Below are 20,006 nucleotides of genomic sequence, written 5' to 3' on the forward strand. Positions count from 1 at the left end.
AGCCCGGTTGCGTGCGAGAGAGAATTGAAACCCAAGAGACTATCATGCTGGCCCGCACCATCGCCTTATTGTTCGCTCTAGTCTTGCTGTCGGCGTGCGACGCGCGGGCTGCCGGGCTGACCGCCGAGAACCTGCGGTGCGAGCAGCTCCGCAACCCGACCGGCGTCGACGCCGTCCCGCCGCGGCTGAGCTGGACGCTGGCTTCCGACGAGCGTGGCCAATTGCAGACCGCCTACCAGCTGAGGGTGGCGTCGACGAAAGAGAAGCTCGCCGCCGGCGAGGCCGACCTGTGGGACACCGGCCGCGTCGAATCGGGCGAGTGCGTGCTGATTCCTTACGCCGGGCGGCCGCTGCACTCGCACCAGGCGTGCTACTGGCATGTGCGTGTGTGGGGCCGCGAAGGGCGGCCCTCGCCTTGGAGCAAGCCGCAGCACTGGCTGATGGGTCTGCTCCACCAGAGCGACTGGACCGGCGCGTGGATCGGCCTGCCTGTCCCCGAGCGTATCGAGCACGTGCAGGACGCCGACTGGATCTGGCACAATGAAGCGGAGCCGACGAAAAGCGCGCCCGCCGGCGAACGCTACTTCCGCCGAGCGTTTGACGTGGACGGCGCCAAGCAGGTGCGTCGGGCCGTGTTCCGCATCACCGCCGACGACCGCGTCGACATCTACCTCAACGGCCGCAACCTCGGCAGCCGCAGCGGGCCGAACTCGACCAAGGAGCTGAGCGTCACACACCGGCTGCTCGCCGGCCGCAACGTGATCGCCGTCCGGGCGAAGAACGACGAGTCCGGCACACCCGCCGGGGTGATTGCGTGGCTCGAGATCCATTACGCCGATGGCAGCCGGCAGCTCGTTGCGTCTGACGCCGAGTGGCGCTCGCACAATACCGAGGAGGACGGCTGGCTTGAGTCTGATTTCGACGACTCCGCTTGGCGGCCGGTGAAGGTGCTCGGCGCAGTCGGCATGCAGCCGTGGGGCGATGTCCGCCACGCCGAGGACCGCACGCTGCCCGCTCGGCATCTCCGCAAGGAGTTCGCGATCGAGGGGCCGATCAAGCGGGCGGTCGTGTCGTATAGTGGACTCGGCGTGTCGGTGTTGCGGATCAACGGCCAGCGGATCGGCGACGCGGTGCTCTCGCCCGCCATGACGCAGTACGACAAGCGGGTCCCGTATGTGACGCACGACGTAACCGCTGCGCTGCGGGAGGGCGACAACGCGGTGGGCATCGTGCTCGCCAACGGCCGCTACTATGCGCCCCGCAGCGAGGTCTACGCCGCGATGGTCCAATACGGCACGCCCAAGCTCAACTTCTGCCTGTGGATCGAACGCCCCGACGGCAGCGTCACGCCCGTGGTTAGCGACGCCAGCTGGCGGCTGACCGACGAGGGGCCGGTCCGCGCCAACAACGAGTACGACGGCGAGCACTACGACGCCCGCCGAGAGTTACCCGGCTGGGACCAGCTGGGCTTCGACGACTCCGACTGGCGCCCGGCCGAGGTGCTGCCCGAAGATCCCGCGGAGTTGTCGTCCGCGGGCATCGCGCCGATGCGTGTCATGCAGACGCTCAAGCCGGTGGGCCTTTCGGAGGTAAAGCCGGGCGTGTGGGTCTATGACCTGGGCCAGAACATGGTCGGCTGGTGCCGCCTCAAGGTGCAGGGCCCGGCCGGCGCGACCGTCCGGCTACGCCACGCCGAAGTGCTGCGGCCTGACGGAATGATCGACGCGGCCAACCTCCGCACCGCCGAGGCGACCGACTCGTACACGCTGCGGGGCTTCTGCGACGAGGAGGTTTGGGAGCCCGAGTTCATTCTGCACGGCTTCCGCTACGTCGAGGTGACCGGCTGGCCGGGCGAGCCGACGCTCGAGAGCCTGGAAGGACGCGTCTTGCACGACGACCTCGAGGAGGTCGGCGAGTTTTCCTGCTCCAACGAGTTGCTTAATCAGGTCTACCAGAACGCGGTGTGGGGCTTCCGCGGCAACTACCGCTCGGTCCCGACCGACTGCCCGCAGCGTGACGAGCGGCAGGGTTGGCTGGGCGACCGGTTCGAGATAGCGCGGGGCGAGTCGTACGTGTTCGGCGTCGGCCCGCTGTACGCCAAGTGGCTCCGCGACATCCGCGACGCGCAGCGGCCATCGGGCAGCCTGCCCGATGTAGCGCCGACACACTGGCCGACGTTCTCCGACAACGTGGTTTGGCCGAGCGCGACGATCATCCTGCCGGACATGCTCCGCCGGCAGTACGCCGACCGCCAACCGACGCGCGAGCAGTACGCGTGCAACAAACGCTGGGTGGAGTTCATGAGCGGTTTCGTCGAGGACGGCCTGATTAGCCGCGATAGCTACGGCGACTGGTGCGTCCCGCCCGAGGACCCGCACTTGATTCACTCGGAGGACCCCGCACGGATCACCGACACGACGCTCCTCGCCAGCGCGTTCTTCGCCTACGATCTCAGAGTGTTGAGTGAACAAGCAAAGCTCCTTGGCGAACCCCAGGAAGCGTCGCGGCTCGCCGCGCAGTCCGAGACGATGGCCCGGGCCATAAATGCCAAGTTCCTCAAGGACGGCCGCTACGCCAACAACACGCAGACCTCGTCGGTAATCCCGCTGGCGCTTGGCGTCACTCCGTCCGACCAGCAGCAGGCGGTGTTCCACTCGCTGGTCGCCCGCATCGAGGGGAACGACCGCCACATCGCCACTGGTCTCGTCGGCGGCCAGCACCTGCTGCGGACGCTGACCGACGGCGGGCGGCCGGATCTGGCGTTCGCGATCGCCACGCAGCGCGACTACCCAAGCTGGGGATACATGGTCGACCAGGGCGCAACCACGATCTGGGAGCTCTGGAACGGCGTCACGGCCGACCCGGCGATGAACTCACACAACCACGTGATGCTGGTTGGCGACCTCGTTACGTGGATGTACGAAGACCTGGCTGGCATCGCGCCGGACCCCGCGGCCGAGGGCTTCCGCAAGATCTTGATGCGTCCCCAGCTGGTTCAGGGCCTCGATTGGGTGAAGTCCTCGCACCGCTCGCCCTACGGGAAAATCGAGAGCGCTTGGAGCAGAGCCGCCGGAGAGGTGAAATGGCGGGTTTGTATTCCCCCCGGCGCGACCGCCACGCTCATCATTCCGGCCGCCGGACCGATCGAAGTCAATGGCGTGACGGTGGAGGACGCTGTTGAAAACACCAACGCAGCCGACGGCGTGACCCACTTCGAGTTCGGCAGCGGCGTGTACCGCTTCACATTCCCCTCCGGCGAATAGCCGGCAAATGGCTGGACGCGTTTCGGTGCGTGATTGTCCAGGTCGGAGCTCGGGCATTCGCGACCGGTGCGGCGGGCGAGTGGGTGACAACCGGCGAGCAATCGATGACAATAGCTGCGCGGGGGGGGGCCGACGACATCGGGTCGACGCCGCGGCGCCCCGGTATTCTCTACTAAGGTGATTGCAGCATGCCCCCGGGGGACCAGCCGCCAGCCAGACCGAAGCTCCGGCTCGCGACGCTGCTGTCGATCTTCTCCGCGGGCCTGGTTCTGGTGACGTCGCTGCTGCTGAGCGGCACGCTGCACGGCATCGCGTCCGAGCGGGTGATCCGCCTGGAGAGCGAGCGGATGGCGGACCGGCTGGAGTTGGTGGCGAGCCAGTTCCAGCTAAGGATCGAGAAGGCCAAGCACGACGTGCAGCTCATTGTCGGGCTCCCCGAGACCGCGGAGCTCCTCTCCAACGCAGGCGCGGATGCCCCGCCGAGTGACCGTGGCCGCCGGTCGTTGACCGAGCACTTCCGTCAGCTGCTGCGGCTCAACCCCGAGTACTTTCAGGTGCGTCTGGTGGGCGCAGCTGATGCCGGCCGGGAGGTCGTGCGGGTGGATCGGCTCGGGTCGGGAGATCTTCAAGTTGCCGACCGGGACGCCCTGCAGCAGAAGGGAAACCGCGACTACTTCCAAGACGCCTTGCGGGCGGCGGTTGGTGAGACTTACGTCTCTCATTTCAACCTTAACCGCGAGCACGGGGTGATCGAAGAACCGCCCCGCCCAACGGTCCGGGTGGCGCAGCCGGTGTACGACGACAGTTCCGACGCGGCCGTGGCGGTGGTGGTTATCAACATCGACCTCGACGCGTGGTTCAAGCAGGCCCAGGGGATGGTGTCCGGGGAGCACCTCCAACTCTTCGTGACCAATGAGGAGGCCCAGTACCTGATCCACCCGGACCCGCAGAAGGCCTTCGGCTTCGAACGCGGAGACCGACGACTCGCGACCGACGACTACCCGGAGATCACGCCGATGTTCGACGGGTCGCACGAGAACCTGCTCGTCACCTCCAACCAAGACGAGCTGCTGGTCGGGAGGCGGCTCGAGTTGTCGGGGTCTCCCTTCCTGAGACAGAAGGTGTTTGTCGCGGTGAGCGACAAGCAGTTCGCCCTTGGCGAAACGGCGTCGCTGCGGAGGCTGTCGATTGCCATCACCGCGTTGATGACGGTCGCCGCGGTGGCACTGGCGGTGCTCGCGTCCCGGGCGATCTCGCGTCCGATCCACGAGCTGCAGCGGGCGACCGCTCGGCTGATAGAGTCCGGCCCGCGCGACCGAATCGCGGAACCCGACCGCGGCGCCCGCGAGGTGGCGGAGCTGGCAGTCGCGTTCAACCGAATGACCGCGACCCTCCAGGAGACGCTGGTCTCGAAGTCGGAGCTCGAGGACGAGGTGGCCCGCCGCGAACGCTCCGAACATGCGCTGAAGCAAACCGCCGAGCAACTCGGCGAGCTCAACCGGCTGCTCGAGGTCGAGAGCGCGTCGCTGGTGGCGGCCAACGAGGAGCTCGACCGCTTCACCTACATCGCCTCGCACGACCTCCGCGCACCGCTCCGCGCGATCGAGAGCCTGGCGGGCTGGCTGGTTGAGGACCTCGGCGACAACCTCCCGGAGAAGTCACGCCAGCACCTGAACCTGCTCGGCGCCCGCGTCGCGCGGATGAACCACCTCCTCGACGACCTGCTCGACTACTCCCGCGCCGGCCGCGCCCCCTCCGCACGCACTCGCTTTACCGCCCGCGAGGTGGTCGAAAACGCCGCCGCGCTCGCCGGGGTGGGCGCGGGGTTCGAGGTCGAGATCGCTGGCGAGCCGCTCATGGTCGACGGGTTCCACACGCCGCTCGAAACGATCCTCCGCAACCTGATCGCCAACGCGGTCAAGCACCACGACCAACCAGCGGGGCGGATCACGGTGCGTTGGGACGCGGCCGACCAGCCCGACATGGTGCGGTTCACGGTCGCCGATGACGGCGCCGGCATCGAGGCCCGCTATTTCGATACCGTGTTCGAGATCTTCCAGACCCTCCGCCCGCGGGACGAGGTTGAGGGCTCGGGCATGGGGCTCGCGCTGGCGAAGAAGCTGGTCACGCAGGCGGGGGGCAGGATCTGGCTCGAGCCGAACGAGCCGCGCGGCGCCCGCTTCTTGTTCACGTGGCCACTCAACGAACCGCTGCCCCCGGCAGCTAGCCCCGCGCCCGTCGGCCGCGAGGCCGACCCGGCTGGCGACTGATCAGGTTGCTCGCTCGGCTGCCACTGGGTGGCCTGCAGCGCGGTTAGCGTCGCCCGCGCAGGCCGCTTGGCACGAGGCGTGCGTTCGATCTCTTGAGCACGCCTCCGCTACCGCGGCCTGCTGTGCTAAGTGCTTCCCCATTTGAATAGAAAGGCGCCACCATGGCCACGGATACCAACCAAACCACCCAGCACGATGCGATCCGCCTGTGGGCTGACGACCGCGGCGGCCACCCGGCGTCGGTCGGGTCGACCGCCAACGGCGACGATGTCGGCGTGCTGCGGATCTTCTTCCCCGGCCAGGGCAGCGGCGACGAGCTCGACACAATCGAGTGGGACGCCTTCTTCGACAAGTTTGAAGAAGCCAAGCTCGCCTTCGTCTACGAGACCCACACCGCCGACGGCGAGCTGAGCCGCTTCGGCAAGTTCGTGTCGCGGTAGCTGGGGCCGAAAGCTCTATTCAGAGTTCAGACGCGCGGCGCAGCCGTGCGGAGCACGCCCCAGACCGCCAGTTCACAGGCGGCGATGGCGGCGGCCATTGGGACCGCCGTGCCGTTGTGCAGCAGACCGACCAGCGATCCGGTCACTGCGCCGATGGCGTACTGCAGCAGGCCCAGCACCGCCGACGCCGCGCCCGCCCGACCGGCGAAGGGCGCCATCGCGGCCGCCGTGGCATTGGGGAACAGCAGCCCTAGGGTCGCGACGCAAGTAAACAGCAACGCGTAGAACAGCCAGAAGCCGCCCACGCCGGTCCACGCGGCGATCAACAGCCCGACGCCCGCGGCGGCGGCAATGTTGGCGCCGAAGCTCAGGAGCGTGCGCGGGCCAAACCGGGTCAGCAGCCGGCGGTTGAGCTGCGCCGTGACTACCAGCCCGACGGCGTTGCCGGCGAAGAAATAGCTGAATGTTTGCGGCGATAACCCGAAGTGGTCCATGAACACCGTCGGCGCGGCGGCGATGTACGCGAACAGCGCGCCGCACGCCATGCCGATCGCCAACGCGTAGGGGAGGAACGTGCCATGGGTGAAGAATGTGAGGCTGCGGCCGATCATTCCGCGTAGTTGTTCGGAACGTTCCTCGCGGGGGAGCGACTCGCCAAGCGTCAGCGCGACCGCCGCGGCGCAGGCCACGCCGATCGCCGCCAGCACCCAGAACACGGTCTGCCATGGCGCGACCGCTAGCAGCTGCCCGCCGATCAGCGGCGCCACCACCGGCGCGACGCCGGTCACCATCATCATCAGCGAGTAGACCGACGCCGATTCAGACTCGTCGAACAGATCGCGGACCACGGCCCGCGACACTACTAGTCCCGCCGAACCGGCGAAGCCCATCGCGAACCGGGCGGCGATCAGCAACTCGACGCTTGGCGCTAGCAAACAACCGACCGACGCCAGGGCGAACCCGCAACAACCAAACAACAACGGACGGCGACGGCCGTAGCGGTCGCTGACCGGGCCGATGAAGAACTGCCCGATCGCCAGCCCCGCCAGGAAGAACGACAGCGTCAGCTCCATCGTGCCGTCAGGCGCGGCGAGGTCCCGCTGGATCTGCGGGAACGCCGGCAGGTACATGTCGATCGCCAGCGGCGAGAACGCTGTTAGCGTGCCGAGCAGCCCCACCAGGACGAACGTGGGTTGCGTTCGCTCAACGGAAGCGACTTCATTGGCAGCCTCGACGGTGGGGGGCATCAAGCGCTCGAGGGAGGGCGGGACGGGGAACTCCACCCTAGCAACGGCCGGGCAAAACGTCGAGGGAACCGCGGGGGACCGAAACCGCGGCCCGGCGGGCTCGCGCGGTCCGTCGAAGAACGGTGGCAGGCACGATACATTTCAACGGTCGCCTGGCTTCGGCGCCGTCTACGGTGTCGAGCCAGTCCCCGTTTTCGACTCGTGGCTCGCTAGTTCGCTAGAGGCCGCACCCACAGGACGGCGCTCTTCGCTTCGAGCGTGTGGTCACCCGCCCCGAGCTTTACCTCCTCAACGAACGCGCCGGTCCGTGGATCGATCCAGCTCAGCCGGCACGCGGGCAGCGAAAACTCAGCAGAACCGCGTTCAACGAAGTAGACGAGCCGCTCGCCGGAGTCCGCCGCAAGCGTCAGCGCCGACGCGTCGTCGTCGACTGCTTCGGGTTTCATGTCGACCAGCGCCGCGGCGAGCCCGTCGGGCAGCGGCGGCACAGCGGCCAGCGATCCGCCCCCCATCAGCACCGCCCAGCCCTCGCGGGGGCTGTTGCAGTACATCTCGGCGAAGTAGCTGACCGCCTTGCCGGGGTAGCGGAGGCGGTACTCGCGGACCGCCCGGGCGATCGAGTGGAAATCGGCCGCCGGCAGCTTCGACCTGCGGAGCTGCTGCCGCGGGGAAAGGCTCACCCCGCCGAGCGGCGCGTAGAGCTCGCCGTCCCGCGCGTAGCACCAGTAGCGGATGTCGATCAGGTCGATGAGATCACGGGCCGCTTCGTCGGCGAGCAGCTCGTCCTGCTCGGCCTTGGTGCAGGCGAGCGCGACCAGCGGGTCGGCGGCGGGGTTCTCCTCCTGCCAGGTTCGGATCGTGTCGAGCCACGCCTGCGTGAACGCCAGCGGGCCGGTGTACTCGGCGCTGATCGAGTGGATGACGTTGGAGTTTTGCGCGGTCGCGTCGAGGCAGTGGCGGACATAGCCGGCCTGCAGCCCGGCGAGCTTGGCGTCGGCCATATCGTAGAACTTGTGGGCGAGAAAGATCCGCTTGTCGCCGATGTAAGGGGGCGGCTCGGGGAGGTCGAGCTGGTTGACGTTGTTGACCGGCCGCCAGGGGCTGTCGGCCCAGTGGGCGCCGGCCTCGATGATGTTGTGCTGGAAGTAGTGCTGGTGGAAGAACGCCAGGCCGTGCTGATCGCACAGGTCGGCGAAGTCTTGCATCCGCTCCCAGTACCACGCGTTGAACTTGGTGAGGTCGTACCGCGAGAGGCCGTCCCACGCCTGGCCGCGCCCGCTGCGGGCGAACGGCTGCTCGAAGAACGGCGGCGCGGCGTCGGTCCCGTTGGGGCGGCGGACCATCAGGTGGTCGTCGCGGCGGCGGTCGTACCACAGCCCGTAGTGGTGGTCGTACGACGCGACGCCGAGCGTCTGGAAGCGGTCGACCGTTTGGGGCAGCTGATCGGTCAGTCCGACGCCGTACCGCCCCGGCGCCCAGCGGGTGATCGACGGCCCGAACTGCGGCGCGTCGTGGGGGCGGATCGTGCCGCGCCACCAGGTTGGGCTGACGTGGCCGCCGGTCAGCACGCGGTCGTTGATGGTGAGCCAGCCGTTCTGGCGGGTGATGGGGCGGGCGCCGTTCGTGGGTAGACCGCCTGGCGGCAGGCGTTGGGCGGGTGGTTGCCAATCGGGTAGGTCCGTTGGAGGCTCGAACTTGGCGGTGTGCGACGCTAGCCGTTCTTCGATCAGGTCCCGCAGCACGCGGGCGGGCTGGTTCGAGCTGGCGACAAAGCGCTCGGCCTCGGGCAGCGTTGGGTTGGTGGACGCGATCGGGTCGAGCAGGAACGGGCCGGCCAGTTCTCCGGCCGACTTGCCGCGGCGGTCGACAAGCTGCTGACGGTACAGGCTGATCGGTTTGGCAAAGTCGCCGTCGCCGGTGAAGAGGGCGTCGCCGATCGGCTGGGCCCAGAAGCAGACGACCCAGTTCTGGGCGCCGGGGGGCTGGAATGCGCGGATGACGCCGGCCTGGCAGTTCCACGCCAGGCAGTTGGCGGCCGACCAGCCGGCGCCGGGCGGGTGCAGCCAGCGATTCATCAGGCAGAGCTCGCCGCCCTCGATTCGGACATTGTCGAACAACACGCCGGAGGCCCACGACTCGAGCGGGCCGCTGTCGCCGAGCGACCGCTCGGCGTAGCAGTTCACGAACGCGTTGGGGCCCGGCGCGCAGTGGCCGAGCGCGAAGTCGTGCAGGCCTTCCTCGCTGTAGCACCGCAGGAACAAGCACTGCCCTCCCTGCGTGAAGAACGCCTGGCGGCGGTAGCCGCCGAGCTCCGAGACCGGCGCCAGCGACAAGCAGTCCTCGACGGTCACGCGACTGGTTCCTTCGAGCAGCAGCACCGCGCCGCCGGCAAAGTGCTCGAACCGCACGCCGCGGACCCACGCGTCCCGCGCGTGGTTGGCGACCACGCCGTGCCACGAGTGCGCCTCGTCCTTGGGATTCTCGCGGTCGCATTCAGAACGAAGCGCCAGGTGTTCGACGCCGACGTTCTCCAGCCGGCCGTCGACCTTGAGGCGGGCGACCGTGCCGCCGCCGAGGTTGGGTTCGAGCGCGGTGGTGATCGGCGCGTCGAGCGTGACCGAAGCGTCATCGGCCGCTGCGACGACGCGTTCCCAATGGATGTCGCACCGCCCGGCCCGCCAGCCGACGCCGAACGCCTTGGCGCCGAGCTGCTTGATCCACTCGTCGGTCGAAGGGCGGGTGACTAGCACGCGGTCGCCGCGCTGCAGGACGTGGCCGGCGGCGAGCGGCAGCCGCGTGGCTCCGACCGGGACCCGTTCGCCGATGGCGATTTTGCCGCTGGTCGTGGTCTGTGGGGTGGCAGCTGGCTCAATGCGGATCAGCGGCCGCCGGCCGGTCCCGGTGGCGATGAGGGTCGTCGCGTCGGCCCCCGCGCCGCGCAGCACGACATTCGAGTGCGCGACCCGCAGCGATCCCGACACGTGGTACTCGCCAGGCGTGAGCTGCACCACGCGGGCGGCGCTCAACTTCTCGACCGCCATGCCGCCGACATAATCGAGCGCCGCCTGCAGCCGGGCCGTGTCGTCGTCGTCGGAGGGACGCACCACGATCGAGGCCGCGATGTTTGGGATCGGGTGATCGCTCCCTCGGTAGCCGCAGCTCGAGAAGTCGGGCACGCGGTCGCCCTGCTCGTTGGCGGTATAGGCGAGCTTGCCGTCGGTGCCCCGTTTGACCGGCCACGGCTGTGCCGAGGCGACGCTTGCGCCCGAGAAGATGAAAGTGAGCGACAGGAGAAGGCGTATCGGCATGGTGCTGGTTGTGTTGGTTGAATTCACCACAAAGACACGGGATAGGGGCGAGGGAGGTGATGGCCACAAAATGGCACCAGAGAACACGAAAAGAAACACTGCGGCGTCAGCCCATCTTCTTGTGGCTTTTTGTGCCTTTTCGTGGCTATCCTCCCTGAGCTACGGTCGAAGTCTGCCTCATTCTACTTGGTGTCGTCGTGCGTTGGTGGTGCCACTTCTTCCTCAGGCCTCCGGTCCACCGGTCGGCGCCGCCAGAAGTTGGCGAGCAGCGAGCCTGAGACGTTCATCCACGCGATGAAGAACGCCGCCGGCAGGCCGAGCGTGCCGAGCTTGCCCATCGCCGACGCCAGGCCGGTAGCCATGCCGCCGTTCTGCAGTCCGACCTCGAACGCCACGGTGCGGCACGACGCCCGGTCAAGCCCGCATAGGCGGCTGAGCCAGTAGCCGAGCACGTAGCCGATAAGGTTGTGCAGCGCCGCCGCCAGGCACAGCGCCAATCCGACGACCATCAGCGCGTCCCGGCCCGCGGCCGAGGTCATGCCGGTCACGTACACAATGCCCGCCATCGCGACCGCCGGCATCGCCCGATCGACCGCCGCGACGCGGATTGCGGTGTGGTGGTACAGCACGCCGAACGTGACGCCGCCGAGCAGGAACAACGCGAGCTCGCCCCACATGGCGGCGTCCTCGCCGGCGTCGGCCATGGCCCAGGCCCAGCCGCCGAGGTTCGCCGCGGCGACCACCACCGCGCCGACCGCCGCGACCGCATATAACGCCAACCGGCCAGGAGTGCTTGCAAACCGGAGGTAGTCGTGGATCAACGCGGCGCCGGTCGGCACGATGACAATCTTGATGATCGCGGCCATCAGCCCCAGGAAGCTCATTGGCACGGCCGAGCCTTCGAGCATCTCGGCCGCGAGCAGGTTCATCCACATCGGCGTCAGCAGCGGGGCGAGCAGCGTCGCCACGGCGGTCATTGTGATCGACAAAGCCAGGTTTGCCCGGGCGATGTACGCCATCACGTTCGACGACAGGCCGCTCGAGCAGGAGCCGATCAGCACCATGCCGGCGCCGATCTCCGGCGGCAGCCGGAATGCTACGGCCAGCGTGTAGCCGACCAGCGGCATGATGGTGAACTGGCAGATCAGCCCGACCGCCACCGGCCATGGCTGCCGCGCGACGCCGGCGAAGTCGGCCAGCGTGATCTGCGTCCCCATGCCGAACATCACCGCCTGGATCAGCACCAGGAGCAGCAGCTTGTCGCTGGGCGTGCCGACGCCGAACGGCTGGAAGAGGGTCGGGTACGCGAGCGCCGCGGCCACCGCCGCGGTGACCCACGCCGTGAAGCGGAAGGTTCTCAGCGTGCTGACCGCGCCGATGCCGAGCGCCAACGCCAGGAAGCCGGCCACCGCCGCGTTCTTGGCGATCGCCGTTTGGCCGAGGCCGACGCCCACCAACGCGACGGCCAGTGCCGCGGGGCAGACCAGCAGCGCGGCCCGTTCGAGTTTGCCGATCCCCTCAATCACATCGCCTGCTCCGCGAGGGCCTCGATCGCCAGGGCGGGGCTCGACAGCACCGGCGTGGTCACCTCGGCAGGGTCGAGCTGGTCGGCCACCCGCGCCATCGAGGCCTGGGCCAGCACGACCACGTCGACCTCGGCGGCGAGCTGCCGCAGGGCGTCGCCGACCATGGCGTCATGCTTGGCGGAGTCGCCCGACATCAGGGCCTCGAAGGCGCCGTCGCACAGCCGGTCAACGATCTCAATCTCTTTGCCGGCCGCTTCGGCGCGGCGGCGGATCAGGTCGGCAGTCGGGGCGAGCGTGGTCGGCAGGGTCGCCGCGACGCCGATCTTGGCGCCCATCTGCACCGCCTTGTCGGCCATCGCCAAGTCGACCCGCACCACCGGCACGTCGGCCAGGGCGGCGGCGGCCTCGACCGCAGGGCCGATCGAAGAGCAGGTCACCAGGATGCAGTCGGCGCCCGCCTGCTGGGCAGCCTGCACGTGGCCCCCGACGCGGCGCGACACGCTGCGGGTCAGCTCCTGCTTTTCAATCACCTCCTTGATCAGGCTGTCGTCGGCGATGTTGAAGGTCGCGACGCAGGGCAGCTTCGCCTGGCAGAGCTCGGCGAACACCGGCACCAGCGTGGCCGAGGTGTGGATCAGTCCTAGTTTCTTCATGACGTCTGGGAGTCGTTGGTGGTCCGGTTGGTGTTTGCCAGCCTCGGGAAGAAGTCGACGCCGCCGACCTGGCCTCCCTTGAAGACGACCTGCAGGCCGTTGGCAATGGGGTCGGCCGAGCTGGCTAGGCAGATCGGCGCCCCGGGCCAGAAGTCTTGCAGCATCATGAACGACTCGAGCCCCATCGCCTGGCCGGCGTAGCTCGAGGTGTCGCCCCCGGCGATGCACACCCGGTCGATCAGCTTGGCCTGGCGGCAGGCGAAGGCTATCTGGCCGAGCGCGTCGCCGATCAGCATGGTCAGTTTCTCCCGCCGTTGCCCCGACTTGGCGAGCGCCCGAGCGGTTTCGGCGCGGCGTGGGTCGTCGGCTCCGCGGCTGCTGTGCACGATCACCGAGCGGCCCGCGACCAGCGCCGTGTGGACCGACCGCAGGCAGGTAGCGATCACCGCCGCGCCGCCGGTTTCGGCCAACAACGCCCCGGCGTCGAGCGGCGCGTCAACAAACCCATTGCCCAGCGCGTGGTCGATCTGCTCGGCGGTGACCGGCGAGCAGCTCCCCGCAATCACCAGCAGCGGCTTATCGCTAGCCGGTAGAGTGTCGCTCGGCGCTTGTTCTGCGGATTGCCACTGGGCGGCGAGCGCAGACTCGATTCCGGACGAGCCGACTGAAAACAGCGGCGCGTGCCGGCCAGCGGAGTACTCGAGCACCTGGCCGATGCGTTGCAGGTGGGCTTCGGTCATCGCGTCGAACAGCACTCCGAGCGCGCCGGCCTGGCGTTGGCGCTTGAGCTCCGCCAGGCACCCCTCCAGCGGCCCGTCGAGCCGGGTCAGGTCGACCAGGCCGATCGGCAGCTTGGTTTGCTCGGCCAGCAGCAGGCGGAGGTCGCTCTCGGAGGCGGGGGTCACCGGGTGGTTCCGCATCGCGGGGTGCCGGTCGAGTCGGTAGACTGCGCCCTGAGAGCCGATGCCGTACCTTGCGAACAGGTTGCCGAACGCGCACCAGCGGCCGAGCGTGGGGGAGCCAACCACGATCGGGATGTACGGCGCCGCGAACGCCGTGCGACCGATCTCCATCGCCCGGCCGATGCTGCCAAGCCGCGGCGACGAGTCGAACGTCGAGCAGACCTTGTAGTGCACGTGCCGTGGCGCGAGCAGCCGCAGCGACTCGAACACCGGCCGCAGCGTCGGCTCCAGCTCGGCGGTCGGCAGCGAACGGCTGTGCCCCGCCACGCCGATCGCGTCGAGCGGCGGCAGGTCGGCGAGCTGCTCGGGCGTTGGCGGCTTCAGGAACAACCGCGCCCGCAGTCCGGCCCGCGACAGCACCTGCAGCGCGTCGGTCGATCCGGTGAAGTCGTCCGCGTAGTACGCGAGTCGCAGTGGTTTCTGCGTGCTAGTAGTCACTTGGAGTCTCTTGTTGAACCACGAAGGCACAAAGGCACGACGACAACAGCCCGAAGATCGAAACGAGGTGCTCGGTTCGCCGGGAGTCCGCAGCGGACTTTGCGTCTTCGTGCCTTGGTGGTTCCCTTTGTCCTGGCTACGGTTTGCGGCCGAACTTCTCGACCGCCCGGCCGAACTCAGTATACCGCTTGGCCGCCTGCTCTAAGGTGAAACCGTCGATGGCGGCCTGCCACGCCTGCTGCAGCGACCGTACGCCGGCCGCGGGGCCGCTCGGATGGGCCATGATACCGCCGCCCGCCATATACAACAGATCAGTGGTCTGGGTGCGGCGGTAGGTCTCGAACGCCTGGCCGCCCCACTGGCCCGACGACACCACCGGCAGCAGCGGGTCGTCGCCCCACATCGGCGCCAGGCACGAGGCGATCGACGCCACCACCGAGTCGTCCGGCTCCCAGAACTTGTTCGCGATGCCGTTGACGTGCAGCTGGTCGACGCCCGCCAGCCGCCACAGCTTCTGGTACGCGGCGAAACCCATGCCGAGCGTTGGGCAGCGGTTGAACATGCCCCAGCCGTTGCGATGGCCGTGAATGACGAGCATGCCCCAATCGCAAACCTCCTTCACACCAACGACGCCGATGCTATTGAGGCTGACCATCGCGCAGGTGTTCTCTTGGGCAACCAGCTCGTTGTAGTGCCGGCACATTTCGTCCCGCTCGTCGGTGATATTGAAGGCCATCATCACCCGCTTGCCGGTCTTCTCGGCGTGGTCGTTGACGACCCGCATCACGGCGTCGACCCGCTTGTCGAAGGGCGAGTGTGGCGGGTTGGCCATCAGCTCATCGTCCTTGATGAAGTCGATGCCGGCGTCGCACAGCACCTTGACCATGGCGGCCGTGTCCTCGGGCGTGAGGCCGACGCTCGGCTTGATGATGGTGCCGATCAGCGGGCGGCCCTCGACGCCGGTCGCTCGGCGGCTGCCGCGGACGCCGTGCGCCGGGCCGCGGAAGTGCTCGCCGAATGACTCCGGGAACTCCAGGTCGAGCAGCTTGACGCCCGACAGCTGCGACAGCTCGAAAAGGTTGCCGCCGACGGTTGACAGGATCGTCGGCAGGTTGGGCCCGAAGTTGTGCGCCGGCCAGGCGATGGTGACATGAGCCCGGTGGAACGCTTCTCCCTTTGCCCGGCAGCCGGGCAGCGAAGGCGAGTCGACGTCCTCCAGCGGCTCGACACTCTCGACCCTCGCGGCGTAGCGCTCGCGCAGCTCGGCGGTCTCGCCCGGCACGCTAACGAAGGTGCCGCTCGACTGCTCGCCCGCCAGCACGGCCGCGGCGTCGTCGACAGGGAGCGGGGTCTCGATCAGGTAGGTGGCTTTGAGGAATTCCAAGGGTCGTGCTTGTTTGGCTGTTGGACAGGAGGACGCAAAAGAAACGAAGTCTTGATAGGGAACACTAATAGGCAATAATATCTGCTGATGGCCGGCTTGGGTTCCATTGGTGACGATTAGTGGTCATTAGTATTCCTTCCCTTCCCTTCTCTACGCTGTCTGTCGACGGCTTAGCCGATCGATCGCAACTGCCAGCAGGATGACCACGCCCTTGATCACCTTCTGCCAGAACGGCGACACGTCGAGCAGGGCCAGTCCGTTGTTCAAGACGCCGATGATCAGGCAGCCGAGCACCGCGCCAAGCACCGACCCCCGCCCGCCGGAGAGCGACGCGCCGCCGATCACCACCGCGGCAATTGAGTCGAGCTCATAGGTCTCGCCGAGCCGTGGGGTGGCCGAGTCGAGCCGCGCGGTCAGCAGGAGGCCCGCCATGCCCGACAACGCACCGCTGCAGATGTAGGCCCAGGTCTTCACGCGCGCGACGTTGACGCCGCTCAGCCGGGCGGCCCGCTCGGCGCCGCCGACCGCGTACAGGTGGCGGCCAAAGCGGGTGCGTAGCGTGACCACCGTGAACACCGCCACCAAACCTGCGACAATCATCGCGGGGACCGGGACCCCGTGTAAGTCGCCGGTGCCCAGCCAGCCGAAGTCGTCGCCCAGCCCGGTGATCGGGTGCCCGCCGGTCCAGAGCTCGGTCAGCCCGCGGGCGATGCTGAGCATGCCGAGCGTCACAATGAAGGCCGGCATCCCCAACCGTGCGACCAGCAGCCCGTTCACCAGCCCCAGCAGCGAACCGACCAGCACGCCGGCGACAATCGTGCCGGCGACGGTGAACTCGACGTGCACGCCCAGCGGCGCGAGATCGACGCCGTACTTCAGCAGCCATGCCGACACAGCCGCCGAGAACGCCAGCACCGAGCCGACCGACAAATCGATACCGCCCGAGACGATCACCAGCGTCATGCCAATCGACAGGCACAGGTTCACCGAGATCTGCCGCAGCACGTTCATGCCGTTCTCGGGCGTCAAGAACGAGTCGGTCGAAACGCTCAGCGCGATCATCAACACCGCCAGGGCGATGAGCGACTGCAGCTGGGCAATGCGTTGGGTGAGGTTCATAGAACAGGCGTATCACGAGAGTAACCACGACGACACAACGATCACCACGTACGGCAGAGTCTTGCCCGACAGGGACGTGTCTTCGGATTCAAGTCAGCAATCGTTGCGTCCGTGGTGTCATTGTGGCTATTGGCTTCGGTTCATGCCGCCGACCCTGCCTGCGTGGTTGGCAGTGCGGCGGCGAGCAGCTTGTCATCGGTGGCCTCGTCCCGGGTGAACTCGGCTATCAGTCGGCCCTCGCTGAGCACGAGGATCCGGTCGGAGAGCGCGAGCACTTCCGGCAGCTCGGACGAGACCATCAGCACGCCCAAGCCGCTGGCGGCCAGCTCGTCGATCAGGGTGTAGATCTCTCGTTTGGCGCCGATGTCGATGCCGCGGGTCGGCTCGTCGAGCATCAGCACCTTCGGCTCGGTCGCCAGCCACTTGGCGAGCACCACCTTCTGCTGGTTGCCGCCGCTCAGCGTGCGGACCGCCTGGCGGGGTCCGGCCGACTTGATCGCCATCCGCCCGCCGTACCGCTCGGCGAGCGCGTCCTCTTTCGCCTTGCTGAGCAGACCGCCGGTCAGCACCCTGGCCAGGCACGGCAGGCTGATGTTCGGCCCGACGCCCATCGACAGCGCCAGTCCGTCTTGCTTGCGGTCCTCGGGGGCCAGACCAATGCCCGCGCCAATCGCCTCGGCCGGCGAGCGGGGCAGGCCGGGGCGCCCGTCGACTGCGATCTCGCCGCTGGTGAGATGGCCGAATGCGCCAAACAACGCCTGCAGCAGCTCGGTGCGGCCGGCGCCCATCAGGCCGAATACGCCGAGCACCTCGCCCCGCGCCAGCTCGAACGAGATGTCCCGCAGCACCGGCCTGGCGCCCTTGGTTGCCGAGCGGAGCGACAAGCCGCGGACCTCGAGCAGCGTTTTGCCCGTGACGCGGCGGTCGCCGGACGACTCGACCACAATGTCGCGGCCGACCATCAGGCGGATCAACTCGTGGCGGGTCGTGTCGACGTAGGGTTTTGCCTCGATAAATTCGCCGTCGCGGAAGACGGTGATGTCGTCGGCGATGATGTCGAGCTCCTCGAGACGGTGGGTGATGTACACCAGCCCGACGCCCTCCAACTTGAGCTGCGCAATCAGGCTGAACAGGGCGTGGGTCTCCTGCTCGGAAAGCGCCGAGGTCGGCTCGTCGAGAATCAGGACCTTCGAGTTGAACGACAACGCCCGGGCGATCTCTACCACCTGCTGTGAGGCGACCGTCAGCTGCTCGACTGGGCGTGCTGGGTCGACGTCCAGGTTCAGCCGTTTGAGCAGCACGGTAGCGTCGCGGTTCATGCGCGTGTAGTCAACCAAGCCAAGCCGGTTGCGGGGCTCGCGGCCGAGGAACATGTTCTCGGCGACCGAGAGGTTCGGCGCCAGGTTCAACTCCTGGTGAATGATCGAGACACCCGCCTCCTGCGCGGCCCTTGGCGAAGTGAAGCGGACCGGCTGGCCCTCGAGGACAATCTCACCCGAGTCGGGTGGGAACACACCGGCCAGGATGTTCATCAGCGTCGATTTGCCGGCGCCGTTCTCGCCCAACAACGCGTTGAGTCGGCCCCGCTCGACCCGCAGGCTCACGCCGCCCAATGCGCGAACGCCGGGGAACGTCTTGACGATGTCGGTCGCTTCGAGGACCGGCTGGGTTGGCTTTGGCTCGGCGTGGTGCGGCATGGCTAGAGGGCCTCCGCGTGGATCGGGACCGCGGCGATCGGCGGCTTGGGGGCGCCGCGGCTCTTGATCTCGACGCACGCCACGAACCGCAGCGACTGGTCGGGCGCCATCGTCCGCAGCCCCGGCGCCACGTTTGACTCGACCAGAAGGTTCAGCTCGTTGGCGACATCGTTCAGCTGCTGCGAGTCGCTCACCTCGGCCGAGGTCAACAGGCCGGTGGCGTCGCGAACGGCGGCGCCGAAGATGGGGCCGGTTTCGAGCAGCAGGTCGGCCTCGCTGTCGCCATCGATGTCGATCAGCACGCCCTTCCGCTCGACCGCGGTCACCGTGCCCTCGCCGCGGAGGTAGAGCAGGAACGCGCGGCTGACGCCAACCGTGCGGCCGTACTCGTCTTTGGCCGCGTCGAGGTTGTCGGCGAGCGCGGAAAGAACCTCGTCCGCGGGGTGGGCCCGGTCGTGCGAGCCGGCGAGCGGTCCGCTCCAGAACTGCTCGGCGAGCTCGGCCGCGGTGGCGGGTTGGTCCGCCGGATCCGGCTCATTGGCGCCGAGCGGGCGGACGTGCACCAGCGGCACGAACCAGCAGCCGAGGGCCGCGGCCGCCGCGATGAAGGTCCAGCGATAAGCCGCGGCGCGGTTCACTCCTTGGCCCCGTCCTTGGCCCCGTCCTTAGCTCCGTAGTCGCCGTACTCGGCCACGTTGTCGGGCGTTACGAGCTCGACCGCGACCGGAATCTTTTGGTCGAAGTTGCGGCGGCCCTTGAGGTACTCGTCGGCGAACTCGGCCGCCATCTGAGCCATCTTCTTCGGGAACTGCATCGCGGTCGCCTGGATCTCGCCGTCGGCGATCGAACGCACGACGTCCTCGGCGCCGTCGAAGCCGAACACTTTGATCTGCTCGGTCTTGCCAGCGCCCTCGATCGCCTGGTAGGCGCCGAGCGCCATGGCGTCATTTCCGCAGAATACCGCGACGATGTCGGGGTTCGCCTGCAGGATCGTTTCCATCACCTCCAGGCCCTTGGTGCGGTTGAAGTCGGCCGACTGCTGGGCGACCATCTCGAGCCCGTCGTATCGGTCGACCACGCTGTGGAAGCCCTTCGAGCGGTTGTAGGTGTTGTTGTCGCCGACCAAGCCCTGCAGCTCGGCGTACTTGCCCTCCTCGCCGACCGCCTCGACGAAGTACTGGCCGAGCTCGACGCAGCCGGCGTAGTTGTCCGACAAGATCTGGGCGGTGGCGGCGTCCGTGGCGTTGATCTCGCGGTCGATGCAGAACACCGGCACGCCCCGCTTCGTTGCCCGGCGGACGTTGGCCACCGAGGCGTCGGCGTCGGTCGGGTTGAAGAGGATCGCGTCGAACCCGCCCGCCAGCACGTTCTCGAAGGTGCTCGCCTCTTTGTCGACGTTGTCCTGCGAGTCGAAGATTACCGCCTCGTGGCCGAGCTCCTCGGCTCGGGCCTTGGCGGTCTCGGCCAGCACGACGAACCACGGGTTGTTGAGCGTCGAGACCACGACCGCCACCCGGCCGTGCTCCTTGACCTCGGCGGCCGGTTTGTTGTCTGCGTTTTCAGCGTCGGCGCCCTTAGCGTCGTCGTCAGTCGGCGTCTGGCCACAGCCGATAGCCGCCGCCATAGCCACGGCTAACCAGAGCAGAGAAGAGCGTTTCATCGCATTCATTTGGAAAAGGGATGAGGAGTAGTACTGCCG

13 protein-coding genes are annotated in these 20,006 nt (G+C 67.9%); 3 read left to right on the forward strand and 10 right to left on the reverse strand.

Features of this window, described 5'->3' with window-relative positions; translation table 11 throughout:
• The first annotated feature begins 44 nt into the window (after positions 1-44).
• From Pla123a_RS03945 to Pla123a_RS03955, 3 genes are all read left to right on the forward strand, one after another.
• Positions 45-3,263 carry an alpha-L-rhamnosidase gene (locus Pla123a_RS03945; protein ID WP_146584210.1) on the forward strand — a complete coding sequence of 1,073 codons (3,219 nt, stop codon included), beginning with the start codon at positions 45-47 and terminating at the stop codon, positions 3,261-3,263.
• A 188-nt stretch (positions 3,264-3,451) separates the two neighbouring features.
• A complete protein-coding gene (locus Pla123a_RS03950) occupies positions 3,452-5,533 on the forward strand; it encodes an ATP-binding protein (RefSeq protein ID WP_146584211.1) in 2,082 nt (693 codons plus the stop codon).
• Between the two features lie 161 nt (positions 5,534-5,694).
• Entirely contained in the window at positions 5,695-5,973 is a 279-nt protein-coding gene (locus Pla123a_RS03955) for a hypothetical protein (RefSeq protein ID WP_146584212.1), read from the forward strand.
• A gap of 26 nt (positions 5,974-5,999) precedes the next feature.
• Here the strand turns inward: Pla123a_RS03955 and Pla123a_RS03960 are convergent, their stop codons facing one another.
• The 10 genes from Pla123a_RS03960 to Pla123a_RS04005 all read right to left on the reverse strand — a co-directional run bounded on the left by Pla123a_RS03960 (position 6,000) and on the right by Pla123a_RS04005 (position 19,967).
• Positions 6,000-7,220: a multidrug effflux MFS transporter gene (locus Pla123a_RS03960; RefSeq protein ID WP_146584213.1), complete on the reverse strand. Its 1,221-nt coding sequence runs from the start codon at positions 7,218-7,220 to the stop codon at positions 6,000-6,002.
• Positions 7,221-7,429: 209 nt separating this feature from the next.
• Complete coding sequence (locus Pla123a_RS03965; protein ID WP_146584214.1) at positions 7,430-10,528, reverse strand: DUF6298 domain-containing protein; 3,099 nt, start codon at positions 10,526-10,528, stop codon at positions 7,430-7,432.
• 182 nt (positions 10,529-10,710) lie between these two features.
• A complete protein-coding gene (locus tag Pla123a_RS03970) occupies positions 10,711-12,054 on the reverse strand; it encodes a bile acid:sodium symporter family protein (RefSeq protein ID WP_197527654.1) in 1,344 nt (447 codons plus the stop codon).
• Positions 12,051-12,707 (reverse strand): aspartate/glutamate racemase family protein, encoded by a 657-nt coding sequence (locus Pla123a_RS03975; RefSeq protein WP_146584215.1) that lies wholly within the window; start codon positions 12,705-12,707, stop codon positions 12,051-12,053. The genes Pla123a_RS03970 and Pla123a_RS03975 overlap by 4 nt, the downstream gene beginning before the upstream one ends.
• A complete protein-coding gene (locus tag Pla123a_RS03980) occupies positions 12,704-14,107 on the reverse strand; it encodes a four-carbon acid sugar kinase family protein (RefSeq protein WP_146584216.1) in 1,404 nt (467 codons plus the stop codon). The genes Pla123a_RS03975 and Pla123a_RS03980 overlap by 4 nt, the downstream gene beginning before the upstream one ends.
• 136 nt (positions 14,108-14,243) lie before the next feature.
• Complete coding sequence (locus Pla123a_RS03985; protein ID WP_146584217.1) at positions 14,244-15,491, reverse strand: ribulose-bisphosphate carboxylase large subunit family protein; 1,248 nt, start codon at positions 15,489-15,491, stop codon at positions 14,244-14,246.
• Between the two features lie 150 nt (positions 15,492-15,641).
• Positions 15,642-16,610 carry an ABC transporter permease gene (locus tag Pla123a_RS03990; RefSeq protein WP_146584218.1) on the reverse strand — a complete coding sequence of 323 codons (969 nt, stop codon included), beginning with the start codon at positions 16,608-16,610 and terminating at the stop codon, positions 15,642-15,644.
• 140 nt (positions 16,611-16,750) lie between these two features.
• The gene (locus Pla123a_RS03995; protein WP_146584219.1) at positions 16,751-18,307 is read right to left on the reverse strand and encodes a sugar ABC transporter ATP-binding protein; all 1,557 of its coding nucleotides are present in this window, start codon (positions 18,305-18,307) and stop codon (positions 16,751-16,753) included.
• A gap of 2 nt (positions 18,308-18,309) precedes the next feature.
• Positions 18,310-18,945 carry a DUF2291 family protein gene (locus Pla123a_RS04000; protein WP_146584220.1) on the reverse strand — a complete coding sequence of 212 codons (636 nt, stop codon included), beginning with the start codon at positions 18,943-18,945 and terminating at the stop codon, positions 18,310-18,312.
• On the reverse strand, positions 18,942-19,967 hold the full coding sequence (locus Pla123a_RS04005; protein WP_231956314.1) for a D-ribose ABC transporter substrate-binding protein: 1,026 nt from the start codon (positions 19,965-19,967) through the stop codon (positions 18,942-18,944). Before Pla123a_RS04005 ends, Pla123a_RS04000 begins: the two co-directional genes overlap by 4 nt.
• Between the last annotated feature and the right edge of the window lie 39 nt (positions 19,968-20,006).

This window comes from Posidoniimonas polymericola (assembly GCF_007859935.1).
GTDB classification, from domain to species: Bacteria; Planctomycetota; Planctomycetia; order Pirellulales; family Lacipirellulaceae; genus Posidoniimonas; species Posidoniimonas polymericola.